Source organism: Psychrobacillus sp. FSL K6-1464 (assembly GCF_038003145.1).
Classification (GTDB): Bacteria; Bacillota; Bacilli; order Bacillales_A; family Planococcaceae; genus Psychrobacillus; species Psychrobacillus psychrotolerans.
Window position 1 is genome coordinate 158,532 of record NZ_JBBOOP010000001.1, and the last position, 19,276, is coordinate 177,807.

Here is a 19,276-nt window from a genome sequence, read left to right on the forward strand (position 1 = left end):
TGATTGGAGTGACCTAAGTGTTAGATAAAGCACGGCAATTATTACAAACTTACTTTGGATATGATTCCTTTCGTGAGGGACAAGAAACAGTTATTAACTATGTACTAGATGAGAACTCTAGCCTTTGTGTAATGCCTACAGGGGGAGGGAAGTCTCTATGTTACCAAATCCCCGCACTTATGCTAGAAGGCACTACGATTGTCATTTCTCCTCTAATCTCCCTTATGAAAGACCAGGTGGATACTTTAATTCAGGCTGGGATCCCTGCAACCTTCATAAACAGTACATTAACTGCAGAAGAAGTGAGACAAACAATGGAGGAAGTACAAAATGGCCAATATCGGTTACTTTATATAGCTCCAGAGCGTCTAGAATCTCCCAACTTTTTAAACCAATTAAAAAAAGTTAAAGTTCCTTTAATAGCAGTGGATGAAGCACATTGTATTTCTCAATGGGGTCATGATTTCCGTCCAAGTTACCGGGCTATTCATCGATTAAAGGAAGTATTTACAGAGCAGCCAACAGTACTTGCCCTAACAGCTACCGCAACGCCAGCCGTACGAGATGATATTTGCCGATTGTTACAAATTCAAGAAGATAATACAGTTATTACGGGATTTGCACGATCAAATTTAGCTTTTTCGGTCGTACTTGGACAGGATAAAAATAAGTTTTTAAAAGAATTTATTAAAAAAAATGCCAGCGAAGTAGGCATTATCTATGCTGCAACTAGAAAAACAGTGGATTTGTTATATGATCTATTAAATAAGGCGGGAATTGAGACGGCAAAGTATCATGCCGGGCTGCCAGAGAGTTTTCGAAACAGTGAACAAGAACGTTTCTTAACAGATGAAGCGCAAGTAATGGTTGCAACCAATGCATTTGGTATGGGGATTGATAAATCCAATGTACGCTACGTAATTCATTATCAGTTGCCAAAGAATATGGAAAGCTATTATCAGGAAGCTGGAAGAGCAGGGCGAGATGGCTTACCAAGTGAATGTGTAGTTTTGTATGCATCACAAGATGTTCAAACGCAACGATTCTTAATAGATCAAGCAATGGACCGTGATCGAATTCCTCAGGAACTAGAAAAACTGCAGGGAATGGTGGATTACTGTCACACAGAAAACTGTTTGCAACAATTTATAGTTACTTATTTTGGAGAGCCAGATGCTCCTAAATGTGGCAGATGTGGAAATTGCACAGATTCAAGAGAAGTACAAGATGTAACAAAAGAGGTTCAAATGGTTCTTTCATGTGTGGTTAGAATGGGGCAAAGATTTGGAAAGACGATGACTGCTCAAGTATTGACTGGTTCTGAGAACAAAAAAGTAATCGATTTTGGTTTTACGAAGTTATCAACTTATGGAATATTAAAGGGTAAATCATTAAAGGAAGTTTCTGGACTAATGGAGTTTATGATTGCAGAAGGGTTTCTTTCAGTGAAGCACGGTAGTTTGCCAACCATTTATGTATCTGATGCTGGAAAAGAAGTATTGTTGGGGAATAAAAGAGTGGAACGTAAAGGTGTAACGGTGACGAAACAAATTGCGAAGAGTGATCCATTGTTCGAAAGACTAAGAATACTTCGGAAAAAAATTGCGGACGAAGCTGGTGTACCACCATTTGTTATTTTTTCTGATAAGACTCTGCAGCATATGTGTGCAGAGCGCCCGCAAACCGAAGAACAATTATTAGAAATTCACGGAATCGGTGAAAACAAACGAGAAAAATATGGACAAGTTTTTCTCGAGGAAATTCACAATTATACTATCGTGTAGTTTTTATGAGATACTACTGTAAGATTAGAAGGTACATTAATCTTTTTGGCATCTTCAGTAGAGATTTCGACAATTACTGATTGCTCTAGAATTTTAAAAATAGTACCTTGAACTTCGTGATCATTACGAGTGAAAGAGATCTTCTCATCAATTTTCCTAGCTGCCACAAAGGGGGAAACTTCCTTAGGTTGTCGTTGAAAACTCATGTGTATGCCTCTTTTCTAGTTTTATTCCGCATTAGCGATAGTTTAATTATACCATAGATTAGGGTTGAAAATCTGTAAAAGAGATTATTAAAACTCGAATACAAGGGAATGACGTCGAATATTTTTGATATATTGGAGAAACTAAGTATATGATAGGGTTAACAGATTTGTTTGGAACCAATATGAATGGGAGGAACGTCAGATGAATTTAATCGGAACACCTTATGTATTGGACGAAAAAGAAAAACAAATTACGACCGTTATTAAAGAAGAAGATTTTGATATCATGAATATTCAATTGCGTGCTGGGGAAGAAGTAAAAGAACATCATGCTAATGCAAATGTATTGATTGTTGTTAGAAAAGGGAAAGTACAGTTTACGGTAGAAGGTGTGGAGCATACTGTAACGACTGGGACCATCTTGCATATGAAACCATTGGAAAAGCATGCCTTAAAAGCATTAGAAGATTCGGATATAGTTGTAACTAAAATAAGTTTGTAAGAGGAGATTATGCATAGTGCATTTTAAAGAGTTTAAGTTAGATGAGAAAATTTTACGTGCCATTGAACAATTAGGCTACACAGAGCCAACAGAAGTGCAACAGAAGGTAATACCAGTAGTTTTGGAAAAACAGGACGTATTAGTGAAATCTAAAACCGGCAGTGGAAAAACAGCTTCTTTTGCTACACCATTATGTGAGCTTGTAGACTGGGAGGAAAACAAACCTCAAGCATTAGTGCTAACACCTACAAGAGAGCTTGCTGTTCAGGTTCAAGAGGATATTACCAATATTGGCCGTTATAAACGTATAAAAGGGTTAGCTCTTTACGGAAAGTCACCTTTTGCTAGACAAAAGTTAGCTTTAAAGCAAAAAACGCATGTGATTGTAGGTACTCCAGGTAGAGTACTAGACCATATCGAAAAAGGAACGTTAGATGTATCTAAGATGGAATATCTAGTTATTGATGAAGCAGATGAAATGCTGAATATGGGCTTTTTAGAACAAGTAGAATCTATTATTAAATTACTTCCAAAAGCTCGTACAACAATGCTATTTTCAGCAACTCTTTCTGACCAAATAAAAAAATTAAGTACAAAGTATATGAAACAAGCAGTATCCATTGAAATTGATGCATCGGAAGAAAATGCTCCAGACATTGAACATGTGAAGTATGTTGTAGTTGAGGAGTTAAAGCTTTCATTACTAGAGAAGCTAACAATTGTGGAGAACCCAGACAGTTGTATTATCTTCTGTCGTACAAAAGAACGCGTAGAACAACTAGTAGATGTGTTAGATGAAAAAGGATATACCGCTGACAAAATACATGGTGGGATGATGCAAGAGGATCGCTTCGAGGTAATGGATGATTTCCGAAAAGGGGAATTCCGTTATCTAATTGCTACGGATGTGGCCGCTCGTGGGATTGATATTGATGATATTACTCATGTAATACATTATGATGTTCCATTAGAGGAAGAAAGCTATGTACATCGTACTGGTAGAACAGGTCGCGCAGGGCGAAGTGGTAAATCGATAATGTTAGCAACTCCTTTTGAAGATAAGTTTGTAAGAGGAATCGAATCATTTATCGGCTTCGAAATTTCCACAGCATCAGAACCTACTAAAGAAGAGATAGTAAAAAGTCGTGCTGCATTTGATGTGAAAATGCAGGAGCAACCCGAGGCTAAAAAATCTAAGGGTGAGCAACTAAACGCCAATATTACTAAACTATATTTCAATGGTGGTAAGAAAAAGAAAATCCGTGCCGTCGATTTTGTTGGAACCATTGCAAAAATTGAAGGAATCACTGCAGATGATATTGGAATTATTACGATTCAAGACACAGTATCCTATGTAGAAATTTTAAACGGTAAAGGCTCGCTTGTATTGAAAAATATGAGAAATACAACAGTCAAAGGTAAATTACTAAAAGTGCATATTGCCAACAAATAAAGAAGAGGCTTTCCAATGGGAAGCCTCTTTTATTGCATTCCACTATCATTCGAAAAAATTATCCCTTTTGCTAGTAAAATGTAGTAATGCAAAAGTAAATATAGACTTAAAAGTAACATCCCAAAGACCGTTAGTATTCTACAAACAGAAGCTAGTAAACTATACATGAGCACAAGTAAAATCCAAATTGTAGCTTATTACTTTGACACAAGGAACTACCGGAACTTTCCTATAAGTACTAAAGTAAAGCATCCTCAATAAACTTTCGATAACTCTCCATAATTCCATTAGGCAATTGTGTAGGAGGATAAAACTGAAGACTAATGGATTCAACTTCATCTGCTAAAACTTCTCCGCTATATTCTGATGTTTTGAAAACTGCAGAAACGGAGTAAAATTTATCGCCGTTCGGGTTTTCAATATAATAGTCTGGGCCAGAATATACATTACAGAGTTGTAGTTTCCCTACAAGTAGAGCAGTTTCTTCCAGTACTTCACGTCTGGCTGTATCCTCAAAACTTTCACCGAGTTCCATTAGACCTCCAGGTAGACCGTAAATACCTGGTTCACGTTCTTGCAGTAATATTTCACCTTTATCGTTCAATATAAGCACATTAGAGCCAGGTAATATTAGAGGTTGATGTCCTACATATTGTCTTAGCTGTTTGTAGTATTCCATGTAAAATCATCCTTCCGATAATAATTGTAAAAGTGTAACTTAAATAATGGTACGATATGTATTAATAATTGAAACTTTCAATTAGGAAAAAACGTAAAACATAGTACTTATTAATAATAGAGGAAGTGAGCATCACATGACAAAGAAACTGTGGTTTCAAACAGGAGTAGCAATACTACTGACGCTAGTTATTATACGCATGTTCATGGAAGTCAAAAGTATTTTTTCACCGCTTTTGATCATTGGACAAACAATATTCTTACCATTACTTTTAGGTGGTGTTCTTTTTTATCTGTCACGTCCATTATTAAAATGGTTAGAATCAGTTAAATTCCCGAGATGGGCAAGTATTCTATCGGTATTTGCTGTTATTGGCTTAATAGGCTGGCTTTTTTATGCACTAATTGGTCCGCCACTCACCAAGCAGGTGAACAACTTAGTTAAAAACACTCCAGAAATAGTAGAAGACGTGGAGCAGTTTACAAAATATGCGCTATCTCAAAAAGATCTTTTACCAGAGACACTACAAGATACAGTGGATGATGCAACAGGGAAGATTAACGATATAGCTGTTTCAGCTGGTTCGTTGCTTTTCAAATTCATTCAAGGTGTGTTCCAAGGTATCTTTGTACTTGTACTTGTGCCGTTTTTCCTTGTCTATATGTTAAAAGACCATGAAAAGTTTGCACCCTTCGTTTCTAGTTTTGCTAAAGGGGAGAAAAAGACCTGGATTCGTAAGACTTTAGCAGATATTGATGATACATTGCGCTCATATATTCAAGGTCAATTATTTGTCAGCTTTTTAGTTGGATTAATGTTGCTGATTGGCTATTTTGCTATTGGATTAGAATATGCCTTATTACTAGCAATATTTGGAATGATGATGAATGTTATCCCGTTTTTAGGGCCCTATATTTCGGTGATACCAGCGATAATCATTGCCCTTACTCAAGAACCAAAGTTGGCAATTTATGTAGCAATTATTATGTTAGTGGCACAACAGATTGAAAGTAATTTCATCACACCGAATGTTATGGGGAAATCCTTAGATATTCATCCATTGACGGTCATTACAGTTATTTTGGCAGCGGGGAATATCGCAGGGTTATGGGGAATTATATTAGCTATTCCTACCTATGCAGTGATAAAGGTTATTTTAAAAAATATCTATGCTAACCGAGTGGGGATAAAGGATGCTGCTACAAAGTCAGTGTAGGAGGTAGAATTGGATGAAATTCCGTTCGAAAATGGATAGGACGTTTAAGATGATGATGTCGGTTGCGCTAGTTATTATTGCGTTAGCGATAATGTGGCCAGTAGCATACGAATTGTTCTATACAAATTCACCTGATTATTTGGCTATTTGGATTATGATTGCTTTATTTTTAGTATGTACCGGTTTTCTCATATGGATTTCTTTTGACATTCATTACATATTTTACGATGACTATTTATATGTCAAAGGAGGTCCTTTTCGAAGTAAAATAAAGTATAAGGATATGACGAAGGTAAATAAATCATCGAATATATTAGTGGGCTATCGTATTCTTTCCTCCAAGGATGCACTGGAAATTCATTATAAAAACTCGTTAATGGGGAGTATAATAATTTCTCCAGACAATCAGGAACAGTTTTTACAATTATTATTACAAAAGGCGCCACATGCTACCTCTAATGTAATACCTCACGTATAGCTAGCGTTGGGGGCAGTAGATGATCGCACTTGCATAGTATATTATTAATGGCATTCCAAGATGAAATCAATCATTCAGGGAAGAGGTGCATTATGGATAATGATAGCTTCAATAAGCCAAGTAATGACTTGATAGGGGATATTCTTAAAGAGTATTCGAAGACAGGTGGCATGGACAACTTAAAGGGCGCGGGGAAGCCAATATCGGAGGAATACTTAACCGGTGATATCTTTCAACACTTCCAAAAAATTGCGAAGGATGCTGGATATAAACCACACTGGTTAAAGCTTCAGCATGAGATAAGGGACGAACTGCATGATATTGCGAAAAATTATTTAAATGGTGAAAAAGAAGGACTACAATTTAGGGTAACAAAGGTAAATGATAAAATAATGCAGTACAATAAAGCATGTCCACCACCTATGCAAAAAGGATTGGTGAGATTAGAAACAATAGATTCCGCCGCTAGCAGATGGTAATAATAACTAAGCCACAATCCTCTGGATTGCGGCTTTTTTTAGCGTTAACGTACTTCTTAAATAATTGTATTGACGGAAGTTCTATTTCTTATTAAAATACAAATGAGTTAACATTAAAATTAAATTAGGTTAACTCATTTATTAAGGGGGAAACTTTTATGAGAAATGAACGTTTAAAAATGATGATTGTAGCCGCATTGTTTGCAGCTATCATAGCAGTTGCTGCACAAATCATGATTAATGTTCCACCTGTACCATTTACATTAATGACAATTGCGGTAATGCTAACAGCAACTATATTAGGGGCTAAGTATGGAACTCTTGCAGTAACGGTATATGTATTAATGGGCGTAATTGGAATTCCAGTATTTGCTGGGATGAAAGGTGGATTTGGTATTGTACTTGGACCGACAGGTGGATACCTGTTAGCAATAATACCTGCTGCGCTATTTGTCGGGTGGTATTTGGATACTTTTAAGTATTCGAGGATGCAAGCAATTATCGCAAATATCATAGCCGTATTTATCATACTAATACTTGGTTCTATTTGGTTGAAAATAGTAGCTGAACTTCCTTGGGATGCAGCGTTTAAAGGAGGAATGCTACCATTTATCCTTCCCGACCTTGCAAAAGCGGTTGTTGCTGCACTAATAGGCATTATTATTCGGACAAGACTGGTAGCGGCAAAACTAATATAAGCTTCTGTGTAAAGTCATTGTATAAAAAAAGCACTTGCTCCTAGTGGGATAGTGGAGCAAGTGTTTTTCTTATTTGGGGTATCGTTCTGAACTAAGTGAACGATTTTTTGTGTGGTTGTGGTCTTTTTCATCTAGAAATTCAATATTTATATCCTCGACAGGAAGGGCATCTACAGTTTGCATGTCTTCATGCATATCAAATAGGCTTTCCTTAGTAGTACGTACTCCATCGGGATTGTCAAGGATCCTTCCAGTTGCTTCCTTACGAATATCAGCCATTTTTAACCATGTTTAAAAGCATATGACTAAGGGCTTGTTGCTGCTCTTTGTCTCCACTTTTCCACAATTGTTGAAGAACATGTTCTTCTCGGTTGCGTGGTTCTTCGTGGTTGGCTAAATAACCAGCAACTTTTTCAGTAGCTTTAGCTAATGTTTCATCACTAAGTCCCATTTTTTCACCGGCTGCAACTTTTCCAGATAAATACGATTTAAAGTTAGAAAAATTTTGTAGAATTTGTTCTTTTTCTTCTTGACCAATACTATCAAGCTTAGCATCGACACGCTCATCTATATTGTTTCCCAATCTTCCTCACTCCTTTTTTATTGAACTCTACTTAGGTATGTCCAAAGAGTGTGCAATCATGCATAAGTAATCTAATAATTTTTTATTTTGATTGTGGACAAAAGCCACATTTTTGCAATCCGGGTATATCCTTTGAAAAGCAGCAAGTGGTTCTAATTGTTGTATTTAATAGTTCTGCGGGTTGTTGATCTTTCAAATAAAGTCGGAAATATTCTTTCGTACTAAATGACTCCCAAATGGACGAATCCTTTAACAGATACCAATCATTTCTGGCTTTCTCTTCCAACGCGGGATTTTCAAAAAAGGTATAGTAATGCCATAGTAAGTAACCAAACACATTTTCCCAAAGAACTAATGGAGATATACTACATTTTGAGCGGAGTTGTTTGATTATAGAAAAACATTGTTGTTCCCATATAAGTTGAACATCCAATTTGCGATTTTCTTGTACGTCTCGAAAATATTCTGGAGGGATAAATGTACTGATTGTTTTATTCCCATATTCTGTTGTACTAAAAAACTGGAGCTGTTCTATAGGTCCATCCCAAATTTCATCATACATAGTCATCATATAAAACTGCATGGAGATGAACATTCCGACCCTTCTCATAAAGAAAGAAGCTGCAATGGGTTCATTAGGTGAAGAAGAGATTAGCTTAATAATAGGGAGTGCATTAGCGATATCATTCCCTTTGAATAATATTGTTCCGTTAGGTTGGATAAATACACTATAGTTATTTAATTGTTGGATTTGGTCACTCGATAAGTTTGTCATATATGTAGTATACATTTTTTTATAGAAACAGTTGACTTTTTAATTGAAAATGATTATCATTACCATATAGAAAGTTTCTCCTAGTTGAGAAGTTTAAAAACAGCGACTTTTCTCCAAATTGTAGCTGGTGATAGGCACACCTTAACCCCCTCAAAGTTGAGATAGTGCATAAATACGTCGGTAGCCTTTAATAGGTTACCGATTTTTTTATTAGAGCAAAAGAATTAAATCGATCTCCAAAATAATTTAACTTTATTTTCCAGTAAAATATAAACATAGGAAGTTATTTGTGAAGAACTTCACTAATCATTAACTGTTGACATCCACTTTAATACTATCTATAATTCTCAGAATATAAAGATTATTTAGATAAAACTTAATAATCCTTATCAATTGGGAAAATACTAAAGGATGGTGGATGTGTCGATGGATTTAAGAACAAGAGCATTACGATTGCATCGTGAAAGTAAGGGAAAGATGGAAGTTGTCTTTAAGGTTCCCATGAACAGCATGGAGGATTTAAGTTTAGCCTACTCACCAGGTGTTGCAGAACCGTGTATTGAAATCCACAACAATCCATCCACTATTTATGACTATACTGCTAAAGGAAACTTGGTTGCAGTAGTGACAGATGGTACTGCAGTATTAGGACTCGGTGACATTGGACCAGGAGCTGCCTTGCCTGTTATGGAAGGGAAAGCAATTTTACTAAAAAGGTTTGCTGGTGTAGATGCCTTCCCGATTTGTTTGGACACAAAAAACGTGGATGAAATAGTCCAAATTGTTAAGGCGTTAAGTCCAACTTTTGGTGCTATAAATTTAGAGGATATTTCGGCTCCACGTTGTTTTGAAATTGAAGATAGACTTCGCATGGAATTAGATATTCCTGTTTTCCATGATGACCAACACGGTACTGCAATTGTAGTAGGTGCTGGACTTCAAAATGCGATGAGACTAGTAAACAAAACAAGTAATAATGTTAAAGTTGTGATTAATGGAGCAGGTGCTGCTGGCATGGCAATTTTAAAAGTACTTCTCCAGTTGGGATATACTAATATCATTATGTGTGATTCAACGGGGATTATTTATGAAGGCCGTGAACAAGGGATGAATCCTATTAAACAATCGATTGCAAGTTTAACAAACCCACTTGGTTTAACAGGTTCTTTAAAAGATGCGATGGAAGGATCAGATATATTTATCGGTGTTTCTGTAGCTAATTTACTGACAAAAGACTTAGTTCTTTCGATGAACACGGATTCCATTATTTTTGCACTAGCCAATCCTAATCCTGAAATTTCATATGAGATTGCAAAGGAGTGGGGAGTTAGAGTAGTAGCAACAGGCCGATCAGATTATCCAAACCAAGTAAATAATGTATTGGCTTTTCCTGGAATTTTCAGAGGTGCTTTAGATGTTAGAGCCACCGATATTAATGAGGATATGAAGTTGGCTGCCGTTGAGGCAATTGCTTCATTAGTAAATGACAATGAGCTTAAAGATGACTATATAATTCCAAGAGCTTTGGATGAAAGGGTTGTTCAGGTTGTGGCTTCAGCAGTAAGTAAGGCTGCAATTTCTTCGGGAGTGTCCACACTTTATGAGCCAGTACTTAAAAGTTAGTAAGTAATGGAAGGATATAGGTAAATATAGCTTATTTAACGACTTAATGTAGTAATTAAGTCGTTTTTTGTCGCATATTTTATAGTTCAAATTACTATTCTAGAAAAATAATGAAATTTCCAAATATTTAAAATATAATAGATGTAGAAGGGAAATGAATGGTCATTCATTTTATTCTAAAAAAGGGTAAAGGGGATAGAGTATGGGAGCGTTCAAAATGCTAGGTCTGGAGTTAGCTAGGCTTACAGAGAAGAAAGGGGTGTTGTTTTCTGTATTAGGAGTATTACTAGTACCAATTGTTTATGTAGCAATCTTACTTTCAGCAACATGGAGTCCTTACGATAATCTAGATAATCTACCTGTGGCATTTGTGAACAAAGACTTAGGTGCAAACTCCGGGGGATCAGCCATTAATATTGGACAGGACTTAGTAGAAGAATTACAACAAAATCCTGCCTTAGGTTGGGAATTTGTCTCACAAGAAGAAGCAAACAAGGGGTTAAAGAGTCAGAAGTACTATATGGTAGTGGAGATTCCTGAGGACTTCTCTCAAAAAGCATCCTCTGTACTTGATGCAAATCCAGTAGTGCCAGAATTACGTTATATTCAAAATGAAGGCCTAAATTTCATGGCTTCTCAAGTAACAAAAAGTGCTACAGAAAAACTAAGAGAACAACTAGGCAATAAAATAACAGCAACCTATACTCAAACATTATTTTCTAGACTTGGAGATATTTCAAATGGCTTCGCTTCTGGTGCAGATGGATCCAATAAGCTTTTTGAAGGAACTACAACATTGAGTGATGGAACAAGCCAGTTACTACAATCTTTAAATGATAAGTCTGGTGATATTCAAAAGTTAGCAACTGGTGCTGCAACAGCGGAAAGTGGCGCAGGGCAACTTCTTAGTTCCGTAAAAAACGGAGAAGGTGATATTAAGAAGCTAGCGGCAGGTTCTAAAGAAGTGGTACAAGGTATTAATAGTCTTAGGGCTGGTTCCGAACAAGTACTAAATGGACTGAAATCGGCTAAAGCGGGTAGCACTAGTTTAACTACCGGATTAGAAAAACAGTTACAACCAGGAAGTCAGCAATTAGCAAGTGGTTTAGGAAAAGTGACAGAAGCTACGAAAACGCTTACAGGAGGGTCGCAAGGATTAACAGAGGGATTAAAGGCATATTTAGGGAAGCATCCTGAACTTGCACAAGATATTGAATTTATGACTCTTGTTGGTACGAGTGATGCGGTTTCTAAAGGCTTAACGCAATTTAGTCAACAAGTTCAACCTTTAAAAACGGGAGCAGATGCTTTAGTTGCAGGTGCTTCGCAACTGACAGCAGGTTCTAAACAGCTAGATGCAGGTCTTAACCAATTAGTAAGTGGTCAAACAGCAGCTACAGCTGGTATTGATCGTTTAAAAAGTGGTGCTACCCAAGTTGCGAATGGTAACGCAACGGTTTCTACTTCTTGGACGAAAGTTGGTAATGCCGTTTCTGGACTTAAAGATGGACTAACTCAAATAAGTTCTGGAAACCAAACAGTGGCTGTTGGTTGGGAAACAATGACTTTAGGAGTTACTTCACTAAACGATGGTGCAACACAACTTAAGTCTGGTAGCCAAGAGCTTTCTACTGGATTAGCTGGTGGTGCTAGTGAGGTTAGTGGTATTCAAGTGAGTGATGCTAACATAGCGATGTTTGCAAATCCCGTAACTTTAACTGGAGAAAAGGTTAATAATTATAAATTCTATCGTGATTCTACAGCTCCTTATATTATGTCTTTAGCATTGTTTGTAGGTATCTTATTATTATCTTTTGTAGTTGAATTTAAACGACCTGCTACTACTCCAGGATCTGTGATTAGTTGGTATGCTAGTAAATTGATGCAGCTTTCTTTGTTTGCAATAGCACAAGCATTAATCGTGTCGCTATTTACGTTAGTATTTATTAAACTACAAGTGGATAGTATTCCTTTGTTTATATTGTTCACTATTTTTGTTAGTTTAACATTTATGTCCATCGTATTTTTCCTAGTAACATTGGGAGGGAATATTGGTCGCTTTGTAGCACTTGCTTTTATTGTTTTGCAACTATCTACTACAGGATCGAATTTACCAATTCCGATGTTACCAGAAAATTTACAAGCATTAAGTAAATATCTACCGTTAACATACTCTAATGCAGGGTTTAAATCGATTATTTCTTTAGGAGATACAGGTTTCATGATTATGAATATGTGGTTCCTTCTAATTTGTTTAATCGTAAGCTTAATATTAACTTTTGTAGTCTTTGCTTTCAATTTTAAACGCGTTTCTACAAGCAATCATGACAATGATGGATTAACTGGTGCAAACGTGTAATTGCATAATTAAAAGAGGATTGACGGCTGCTAAAGCTGTCAATCCTCTTTTTAAGAACAAAAGTGAGATAATGCGGGTCTAACACAGCACCCGAATCCACTTAATCTTAAAAATTATATTTTAGTTTGTCCTTTTAAAGCTCTCGTATTTAATAATTTTGTATAGTAACTATGTAAGAACATACCTAAAATAATAATTCCAAGTCCTATAAGTGCAATTGGTGCTGGTAAAGGCACATGTAGTAAAAACATTTCACCAATAATGACGAAAATGATTTCGGTTGACTGTGTCGCTTCTACAGCAGCTAGTTTCCCTTGGTGATTTCGAACTCGATCTGTTGCCATGAAAAATAGAATAGTAGCGATCACTCCAGAACTCACAGCTACAATAAATGATTGAAACACTTGGCCAGAAGATGGTAAACCTACGGTAAAAATCGCATAAATACCCATTAAGATCCAGGCAGGCATAGACGCAACAGTCATGCCTAAAACGCGTTGAAATGTATCCAAGCGTCCATTCAAATGTTCCATCATTTTACGATTCCCTAAGGGATAAGCCAATGCAGCTATAAGTACAGGTAAAATCCCTAAAAAAATCATTTGCAAATTAACTGTATCTGTATTTGGAATCTGTATAAGAATAATTCCTACTAAAATAAGTAGGGAAATAAATAATGAGACGACCGGGATTTTTTGTTTAATGATTCTGTTTTCCATTTTTATCAAAAATAATGGCGCAAGTAGAACTCCAGCAACAATCGTGAATTGCCACATTCCAGATATTAACCAGCCAGGCCCATAAGCTGCTGCAAAAGTGAGCGGTGCATAAAATAATACAAATCCTACAAAGCTCCATAGAAACCAAGCAGCAGGTGCAGATTTTATTTCTTTATAGGTTGGAGTTAAACCTTTTCGATAGTAGACAATGATGAATAAAAAAGGCAACATGAAGAAATATCGAAGGGAGGAGCTCCAAATCCAACTCCCCCCAGATATTTCCATAGAACGATTAAGTATAAAGGTTACTGCAAAAAATAGGGAGGCTAAAATACCTAGTAATATTTCGCGCATATTAGCACCTGCTTAAGCCTGCTGTTCAAACGACTGGATAATACCCTTTACAACTTCTGTTGATTTTGCCATATCATTTACAGAGATGAACTCGTATTTTCCGTGGTAGTTTTCCCCACCTGTAAATACATTAGGTGTAGGCATTCCCATATAGGAAAGCTGTGAGCCATCTGTTCCTCCACGTACTGGAATAATAAGTGGTTCTATATCTAAAGCAATCATCACATCTTTTGCTACATTTAAAATTTCAATAACAGGTGTGATTTTTTCACCCATATTGTAGTATTGATCGTTTAACTCTACAGAGATAGCAGTTGCTCCGTATTCTGCTTTAATCTTTTCAGCAGTATCTAGGAATAATTGTTTTTTCGCTTCAAATTTCTCACGGTCATGGTCACGAATAATATAGCTAAGCTCTGTTTTTTCTGTATCGCCATTAATATTCATCAGATGTATAAAACCCTCGTATCCATCGGTTTTTTCAGGTACTGCATCTGTTGGCATGTGAGATTGAAATTTTGTAGCCATTGTAATGGAGTTCACCATTTTGTCTTTTGCAGACCCTGGGTGCACACTTTTCCCATTTGTAATAACCTTGGCACTAGCTGCATTAAAGCTTTCATATTGTAATTCTCCTAATGGACCACCATCCATTGTATAGGCAAAGTTTGCTCCGAATTTTTCCACATCAAATTTATGAGGACCACGCCCGATTTCTTCATCTGGTGTGAATGCCACTCGAATTTTCCCGTGTTTTACTTCTGGATGTTGGAGAAAATATTCCATTGCAGTCATAATGATGGCAATTCCTGCTTTATCATCGGCACCAAGAAGCGTAGTACCATCTGTAGTTAATAGTGTGTGACCAACATAATTTTTTAGTTCAGGGAAGTCTTGAACGGTCATGACAGTATGCTCATTGAGAGTAATATCTTGTCCATCATAGCTTTCGATTCGCTGTGGATTCACATTTTTTCCTGTGTAATCTGTAGCTGTATCTACGTGAGCTAAGAAACCGATTGTTGGCATTTCTTTATCAGTATTAGCGGGTAGAGTGGCGAAAAGATAACCGTTTTCGTCTAATGTAATTTCCTCTAAACCAACTGTAGTCAATTCTTTTTTCAGCTCATGGAGTAAGTCCCATTGACCTTCAGTGGTTGGACATGTTGTACTTGAAGCATCGGATTGTGTATCTATTTTTGCATAGCGCACTAGTCGCTCTATTAAAGTCTCTTTCATGAGATTAAATCTCCTTTCGATTTGTAAAGCTAGTTCTTATTTTAACAGATTCTTTCGAGTTACGGAATAATGAATGCTAAGAGCAAACATAAATTGAGCTCCGTAATAAGAAATCATTATAAGTGCATCTGAGAAAGGAATATCTACTATGAATTTATTAATAGCAAGGGTTGAATCCGAAAAGATAAATAAAATAGCCCCAATAATAACAAATTTGTTTGCAGTTTGGAAAGCGTTCCAACCCATCGTCAGAATAACTGCAATATAAATAATAACTGCCAGCGCTAACACTGTATCTCCTTGAGACCAGAGTGTTCCAGCTAACCAAATTACCATTGATAACCCGTATATTAATAGCAATGCGATTGCCCATTTCGGAATGGATGTTTGTTTGATGTTTCTAAATGCGAAGATATACCAAATATGCCCGATCAAAAAGGTTATAAGTCCGACTATAAACCAATAGATTAATCCGTCAGCAAACATACATACAGTGAGTCCGATTAAAATAAGTATCTTGTACTTTTTAGATTCTCCTCCAGATTGTAGAGAAGCAAACAAGATAATAAGTAGCATCGGAATAAGTTTGAAAATAATCTTTGTCGAAACAGGGTCACTTGGAATAAAGAAAATATAAATAATACCCATGATTGCAATTAAAACCCCAATAATTTTGCTCCACATAAAACAAACACTCCCCTTTCTTATTAAATTCGTTACGGAAGATAAAACTTCCTCCACATTGTATGCGAATCTAAATAAAAAAAAGAACCAGCTGCCATAGTGAATAGGGCAACTGGTTGTATTTCTGCTTGGTATTATCTTGTGGAAGTTGAGCTTTATTTATTAGTAAGCAGTCCAACCAGCATCAGCGGCAATAATTTGCCCATTAACGAAGCTTGACTCATCAGAACCTAAGAATACTGCAAGTTGTGCAATTTCTTCTGGTTGACCGACACGTGGCATAGTACCGCTACCTGTTTGCTGACGACCCATACCGAATTCAGAAAGGCTAGTCATAGAATTTTGAATATTAGTCATGACGCCACCTGGAGCGATTCCGTTACAACGAATCCCTGAGTTAGCGTACATATAAGCTGTATTTTTAGTTAAACCAGACACTGCATGTTTAGATGCTGTGTATGCTGCACCTGCACGAGCACCACGTAATCCACCTGCAGAAATGTTGTTAACGAATACTCCGTGTCCTTGTTCTAAGAAAATGTTAGTTGCTATACGCATTGCACGCATAACGCCAGTAGTATTTACTGCGAATAACTGATCCCATTTTTCATCAGTAATTTCACCAACAGGCTCCATTCCATCCATGATCCCAGCGTTATTTACTAAAATATCTAATTTACCAAATGCTGCTTTTGTTTCAGCGAATAAGTTTTCTAAATCAGCAAGTACTGCTACGTTTGTACGGTTAGCGATTGCTTCTCCGCCAGCCGCTTTAATAGCTGCTGCCACAGTTTCTGCACCTTCTAAATTGTAGTCGGAAACAACGACCTTTGCGCCTTGTTTTGCATATGCCTCAGCGATAGATTTCCCCATCCCAGAAGCCGCGCCTGTAACGATAGCTACTTTGTCTTGTAATCTCATAATTATTTCCTCCTCATATGTTATTATACAGTTGTACAATAACAGTATAGTTTAAAATGAAAACGTATTCAATCAACAGTTATCGCAATAGTTGTACAATATCAAACACATATTGCAATAAGTGTTCGATAAGGAGAGATATTATTGAAAACAAAAGATTTAAGAGTCGTGAAGACAAAAAAAGCTATCTATCAAGCATTAACTCATATATTAAAAAACAAAAGTCTGACTGATATTAATGTGTCCGAGCTTTGTAGAAAAGCTGGTGTAAATAGGGGGACTTTCTACTTCCACTATGAGGAGGTTGGAGATGTTTTTAAGGAATTTTTTGAAGAGGTCATTTTAGATTTGCAAGAATCTTATAAAGAACCATATAAATACATTTCTGCACTTCAATTAAAGTCTTCAGTTTACAAAAATCTAGATCCAAAAACAGTTCGTATTTTTCACCATGTCAAAAAGTACGAAGACTTTTACCGTATTATTTTATCAGACAATGTGTCTACAACATACTACTACATGTTTTTTGATGCAATCCGTTCGAATTTTATAGAAGATAGTAAAATAGGGGAGTATGATGAATCTAAAAAATTTGTATATTCTTTTATGACAAATGCAATAATTGGTTTAATTATTGAATGGCATCGAAGTAATTTTAAAGAGTCCGTTGATGACATGAACATTCATTTAGTTCAAACATTGAACGCGATATCGAGGAATTAGTGAAATTAGTATATATGCTATTTCCATATTTGAAGAATAAAAGAATAAGTGGAGAAATAATGAAGATTAAAAGTTGTACAAAAAGACTCATCCGAGAGGATGAGTCTTTTTAATCAAAACTTAAACTTCTTGTAAAGCGTTGCTTAATTACTTGCGTACAGTTTTTAAGGCAGTTGTCCAAGGGATAACTTGATCTAGCATTTGGTTTACTGAATCAGCTTGTACTGCTGCTGGTTTGAAGTCTGTACCATTTTCAAAGTCTGTAAACAAGGATAGTGCTGGATGTACACGTACATGCGCTACTAGTAATTCACTTAAAATACCACGTAAATGCTCGGTTGCTCGAGCCCCACCTACTGAACCGTAAGATACGATTCCTGCTGCTTTGTTGTTCCACTCTTCACGTAAATAATCTAATGCATTTTTAAGTGCTCCAGTAATAGAGTGATTGTATTCTTGAACGATGAATACAAATCCGTCTTGTTTTGCAATGGCTGCTGACCAAGCTGCTGCACCTGATGCGTCGCCGCCTGCTTCACCTAATAGAGGTAATTTGAAATCTGCAATGTCAATAATTTCATATTCTGCGTCTCCACGCTTGTCGGCTAACTCTTTTACCCATGCTCCAACTTGAGGACTAACGCGTCCTTCGCGTGTACTTCCTAAAACAATACCAATTTTCATCATGTCATTTCCTCCTGTTTGCTCTTCATTTGAATTTAATCCGAATATTTTTTTCATAAAGCTCATGTTTATACCCCAAATCTTTACTTATTTTTTTGTGACAGTTTTTCATCAAGTGATAAGTTAATTGGATTAACTAAGACAAAGTAAATACCGATAGCCAAGTAGACTAATTCTAATTCGTATCCAGCGGATACACCATCACCTAATAATCCGAATGATAATTTCGCTGAGAGTATTGCTCCTAGCATTATTACTGCAAATAGCCCGCTAATTACTCGTGTTCCAAGTCCAACTACCAGTAATGCTCCACCGACTAATTCAATAATCGCAATTGCGTATGCTAGAGATCCTGGTAAACCAAGGAACTCAAAATATCCAACGGTATTTGAAATACCACCTTGGAATTTTGCTATGCCATGTATTAAGAACATAAGTCCAAACACGACACGTAAAATAAGTGTTGCAAGTTGTTGCTTCTTCATAATAAAAAAATCCTCCATTTAAGTTACTTAACGTAACTTACTATAATATAGTTATTAACTAAATACAATACATTTGATTACAAAAAGTAATCATATAAGCAAAAAAAATGATTTTCTGCTTATTTATCAGAAAATCAATGAGTAAGAAAGCTATAGAAATGAAAGGAAATCAACTAAAAACAAGCATTCTGATGAATGCTTGTTTTAAAAACTATTTTTGCCAAGGAGGATAGAAAGTTACATAAGTTCCTGCTATAAAATCATGAATTGCTCGTTTATCTTCACGAATACCAACCATAAAAGCACTAACAATAGCACCAATGCCAAATGTAAAACCATAGATAATACCGGCTATTAAGTGACGCTTAATCATTATCCAAAAGTTTACGTCAGTTTCATCGATATTCACAATACGAATACCAAGAATTCTTTTACCTACAGTGTATCCAACCCAAAAGACAGGTAGTAATATAAAATAAAGATATGACCCTATGGTAGTAAACCATGTATTGCTTTCTCCAAGAATAAGGTAACTAATGATAGCTAGTGGAGCCCCCATAATAATACCATCGAATAGACTAGCACCAAACCTAACCCAAAAGCCAGCAGGATTCAATTACTTCAACTCCTTT

22 protein-coding genes are annotated in these 19,276 nt (G+C 36.3%); 10 read left to right on the forward strand and 12 right to left on the reverse strand.

The features are described from left to right. Nucleotides 1–17 precede the first annotated feature (17 nt). A complete protein-coding gene (recQ, locus tag MKX39_RS00805) occupies nt 18–1,784 on the forward strand; it encodes a DNA helicase RecQ (RefSeq protein WP_093536600.1) in 1,767 nt (588 codons plus the stop codon). Here recQ and MKX39_RS00810 read toward each other — a convergent pair. Next, on the reverse strand, nt 1,769–1,990 hold the full coding sequence (locus tag MKX39_RS00810; protein ID WP_093536598.1) for a DUF2187 family protein: 222 nt from the start codon (nt 1,988–1,990) through the stop codon (nt 1,769–1,771). The genes recQ and MKX39_RS00810 overlap by 16 nt on opposite strands. 202 nt (nt 1,991–2,192) lie before the next feature. Between MKX39_RS00810 and MKX39_RS00815 the strand changes: the two genes are divergently transcribed. After that, on the forward strand, nt 2,193–2,492 hold the full coding sequence (locus tag MKX39_RS00815; protein ID WP_340767918.1) for a cupin domain-containing protein: 300 nt from the start codon (nt 2,193–2,195) through the stop codon (nt 2,490–2,492). A gap of 13 nt (nt 2,493–2,505) precedes the next feature. Beyond that, complete coding sequence (locus MKX39_RS00820; protein ID WP_093536594.1) at nt 2,506–3,945, forward strand: DEAD/DEAH box helicase; 1,440 nt, start codon at nt 2,506–2,508, stop codon at nt 3,943–3,945. A 238-nt stretch (nt 3,946–4,183) separates the two neighbouring features. Here MKX39_RS00820 and MKX39_RS00825 read toward each other — a convergent pair whose 3' ends face one another. Next, complete coding sequence (locus MKX39_RS00825; RefSeq protein ID WP_340767919.1) at nt 4,184–4,624, reverse strand: NUDIX hydrolase; 441 nt, start codon at nt 4,622–4,624, stop codon at nt 4,184–4,186. A gap of 136 nt (nt 4,625–4,760) precedes the next feature. Here MKX39_RS00825 and MKX39_RS00830 point away from each other — a divergent pair, with 136 nt between their 5' ends. The 4 genes from MKX39_RS00830 (at nt 4,761) to MKX39_RS00845 (ending at nt 7,495) form a co-directional block, all read left to right on the forward strand. Next, entirely contained in the window at nt 4,761–5,840 is a 1,080-nt protein-coding gene (locus MKX39_RS00830) for an AI-2E family transporter (protein WP_340767921.1), read from the forward strand. 13 nt (nt 5,841–5,853) lie between these two features. After that, the gene (locus MKX39_RS00835; RefSeq protein ID WP_340761140.1) at nt 5,854–6,318 is read left to right on the forward strand and encodes a PH domain-containing protein; all 465 of its coding nucleotides are present in this window, start codon (nt 5,854–5,856) and stop codon (nt 6,316–6,318) included. Nucleotides 6,319–6,410: 92 nt separating this feature from the next. Continuing rightward, entirely contained in the window at nt 6,411–6,797 is a 387-nt protein-coding gene (locus MKX39_RS00840; protein ID WP_093536586.1) for a DnaJ family domain-containing protein, read from the forward strand. A 158-nt stretch (nt 6,798–6,955) separates the two neighbouring features. After that, complete coding sequence (locus MKX39_RS00845) at nt 6,956–7,495, forward strand: biotin transporter BioY (RefSeq protein ID WP_093536584.1); 540 nt, start codon at nt 6,956–6,958, stop codon at nt 7,493–7,495. Between the two features lie 69 nt (nt 7,496–7,564). Here the strand turns inward: MKX39_RS00845 and MKX39_RS00850 are convergent, their stop codons facing one another. The 3 genes from MKX39_RS00850 to MKX39_RS00860 all read right to left on the reverse strand — a co-directional run bounded on the left by MKX39_RS00850 (nt 7,565) and on the right by MKX39_RS00860 (nt 8,853). Further along, on the reverse strand, nt 7,565–7,774 hold the full coding sequence (locus tag MKX39_RS00850) for a hypothetical protein (protein WP_093536582.1): 210 nt from the start codon (nt 7,772–7,774) through the stop codon (nt 7,565–7,567). Beyond that, complete coding sequence (locus tag MKX39_RS00855) at nt 7,767–8,078, reverse strand: DUF3243 domain-containing protein (protein ID WP_093536580.1); 312 nt, start codon at nt 8,076–8,078, stop codon at nt 7,767–7,769. The genes MKX39_RS00850 and MKX39_RS00855 overlap by 8 nt, the downstream gene beginning before the upstream one ends. An 82-nt stretch (nt 8,079–8,160) precedes the next feature. Continuing rightward, nucleotides 8,161–8,853, reverse strand: coding sequence for a hypothetical protein (locus tag MKX39_RS00860; RefSeq protein WP_340761142.1), 693 nt, complete (start codon nt 8,851–8,853; stop codon nt 8,161–8,163). Nucleotides 8,854–9,279: 426 nt separating this feature from the next. Between MKX39_RS00860 and MKX39_RS00865 the strand changes: the two genes are divergently transcribed. Further along, nucleotides 9,280–10,476 (forward strand): NAD(P)-dependent malic enzyme, encoded by a 1,197-nt coding sequence (locus tag MKX39_RS00865; protein WP_340761143.1) that lies wholly within the window; start codon nt 9,280–9,282, stop codon nt 10,474–10,476. Nucleotides 10,477–10,678: 202 nt separating this feature from the next. Further along, nucleotides 10,679–12,835, forward strand: a complete 2,157-nt coding sequence (locus tag MKX39_RS00870; protein ID WP_340767922.1) for a YhgE/Pip domain-containing protein — start codon at nt 10,679–10,681, stop codon at nt 12,833–12,835. A gap of 113 nt (nt 12,836–12,948) precedes the next feature. Here the strand turns inward: MKX39_RS00870 and MKX39_RS00875 are convergent, their stop codons facing one another. From MKX39_RS00875 to MKX39_RS00890, 4 genes are all read right to left on the reverse strand, one after another. Further along, nucleotides 12,949–13,908, reverse strand: coding sequence for a DMT family transporter (locus MKX39_RS00875; protein WP_340767923.1), 960 nt, complete (start codon nt 13,906–13,908; stop codon nt 12,949–12,951). Between the two features lie 12 nt (nt 13,909–13,920). Continuing rightward, on the reverse strand, nt 13,921–15,147 hold the full coding sequence (pepT, locus tag MKX39_RS00880) for a peptidase T (RefSeq protein ID WP_340767924.1): 1,227 nt from the start codon (nt 15,145–15,147) through the stop codon (nt 13,921–13,923). Nucleotides 15,148–15,183: 36 nt separating this feature from the next. Beyond that, nucleotides 15,184–15,831, reverse strand: coding sequence for a lysoplasmalogenase (locus MKX39_RS00885; RefSeq protein WP_340767925.1), 648 nt, complete (start codon nt 15,829–15,831; stop codon nt 15,184–15,186). A gap of 162 nt (nt 15,832–15,993) precedes the next feature. Next, nucleotides 15,994–16,752 carry an SDR family oxidoreductase gene (locus MKX39_RS00890; RefSeq protein WP_093536566.1) on the reverse strand — a complete coding sequence of 253 codons (759 nt, stop codon included), beginning with the start codon at nt 16,750–16,752 and terminating at the stop codon, nt 15,994–15,996. Between the two features lie 144 nt (nt 16,753–16,896). Here MKX39_RS00890 and MKX39_RS00895 point away from each other — a divergent pair, with 144 nt between their 5' ends. Then, nucleotides 16,897–17,475, forward strand: a complete 579-nt coding sequence (locus tag MKX39_RS00895; RefSeq protein WP_340767926.1) for a TetR/AcrR family transcriptional regulator — start codon at nt 16,897–16,899, stop codon at nt 17,473–17,475. Between the two features lie 147 nt (nt 17,476–17,622). Here MKX39_RS00895 and MKX39_RS00900 read toward each other — a convergent pair whose 3' ends face one another. From MKX39_RS00900 to MKX39_RS00910, 3 genes are all read right to left on the reverse strand, one after another. After that, nucleotides 17,623–18,225: an NADPH-dependent FMN reductase gene (locus tag MKX39_RS00900; protein ID WP_093536562.1), complete on the reverse strand. Its 603-nt coding sequence runs from the start codon at nt 18,223–18,225 to the stop codon at nt 17,623–17,625. Between the two features lie 17 nt (nt 18,226–18,242). Further along, a complete protein-coding gene (locus MKX39_RS00905; RefSeq protein ID WP_340767928.1) occupies nt 18,243–18,644 on the reverse strand; it encodes a DoxX family protein in 402 nt (133 codons plus the stop codon). Between the two features lie 211 nt (nt 18,645–18,855). Next, entirely contained in the window at nt 18,856–19,260 is a 405-nt protein-coding gene (locus MKX39_RS00910) for an RDD family protein (protein ID WP_340767929.1), read from the reverse strand. Between the last annotated feature and the right edge of the window lie 16 nt (nt 19,261–19,276).

Excerpts from the sequence above, each read along its gene's own strand:
- MKX39_RS00810 (WP_093536598.1), bottom strand. The coding sequence starts at position 1,990 with ATGAGTTTTCAACGACAACCTAAGGAAGTTTCCCCCTTTGTGGCAGCT.
- MKX39_RS00815 (WP_340767918.1), top strand. The coding sequence starts at position 2,193 with ATGAATTTAATCGGAACACCTTATGTATTGGACGAAAAAGAAAAACAA.
- MKX39_RS00825 (WP_340767919.1), bottom strand. The coding sequence starts at position 4,624 with ATGGAATACTACAAACAGCTAAGACAATATGTAGGACATCAACCTCTA.
- MKX39_RS00830 (WP_340767921.1), top strand. The coding sequence starts at position 4,761 with ATGACAAAGAAACTGTGGTTTCAAACAGGAGTAGCAATACTACTGACG.
- MKX39_RS00835 (WP_340761140.1), top strand. The coding sequence starts at position 5,854 with ATGAAATTCCGTTCGAAAATGGATAGGACGTTTAAGATGATGATGTCG.
- MKX39_RS00840 (WP_093536586.1), top strand. The coding sequence starts at position 6,411 with ATGGATAATGATAGCTTCAATAAGCCAAGTAATGACTTGATAGGGGAT.
- MKX39_RS00845 (WP_093536584.1), top strand. The coding sequence starts at position 6,956 with ATGAGAAATGAACGTTTAAAAATGATGATTGTAGCCGCATTGTTTGCA.
- MKX39_RS00850 (WP_093536582.1), bottom strand. The coding sequence starts at position 7,774 with ATGGCTGATATTCGTAAGGAAGCAACTGGAAGGATCCTTGACAATCCC.
- MKX39_RS00860 (WP_340761142.1), bottom strand. The coding sequence starts at position 8,853 with ATGACAAACTTATCGAGTGACCAAATCCAACAATTAAATAACTATAGT.
- MKX39_RS00865 (WP_340761143.1), top strand. The coding sequence starts at position 9,280 with ATGGATTTAAGAACAAGAGCATTACGATTGCATCGTGAAAGTAAGGGA.
- MKX39_RS00870 (WP_340767922.1), top strand. The coding sequence starts at position 10,679 with ATGGGAGCGTTCAAAATGCTAGGTCTGGAGTTAGCTAGGCTTACAGAG.
- MKX39_RS00875 (WP_340767923.1), bottom strand. The coding sequence starts at position 13,908 with ATGCGCGAAATATTACTAGGTATTTTAGCCTCCCTATTTTTTGCAGTA.
- pepT (WP_340767924.1), bottom strand. The coding sequence starts at position 15,147 with ATGAAAGAGACTTTAATAGAGCGACTAGTGCGCTATGCAAAAATAGAT.
- MKX39_RS00885 (WP_340767925.1), bottom strand. The coding sequence starts at position 15,831 with ATGTGGAGCAAAATTATTGGGGTTTTAATTGCAATCATGGGTATTATT.
- MKX39_RS00890 (WP_093536566.1), bottom strand. The coding sequence starts at position 16,752 with ATGAGATTACAAGACAAAGTAGCTATCGTTACAGGCGCGGCTTCTGGG.
- MKX39_RS00900 (WP_093536562.1), bottom strand. The coding sequence starts at position 18,225 with ATGAGCTTTATGAAAAAAATATTCGGATTAAATTCAAATGAAGAGCAA.
- MKX39_RS00905 (WP_340767928.1), bottom strand. The coding sequence starts at position 18,644 with ATGAAGAAGCAACAACTTGCAACACTTATTTTACGTGTCGTGTTTGGA.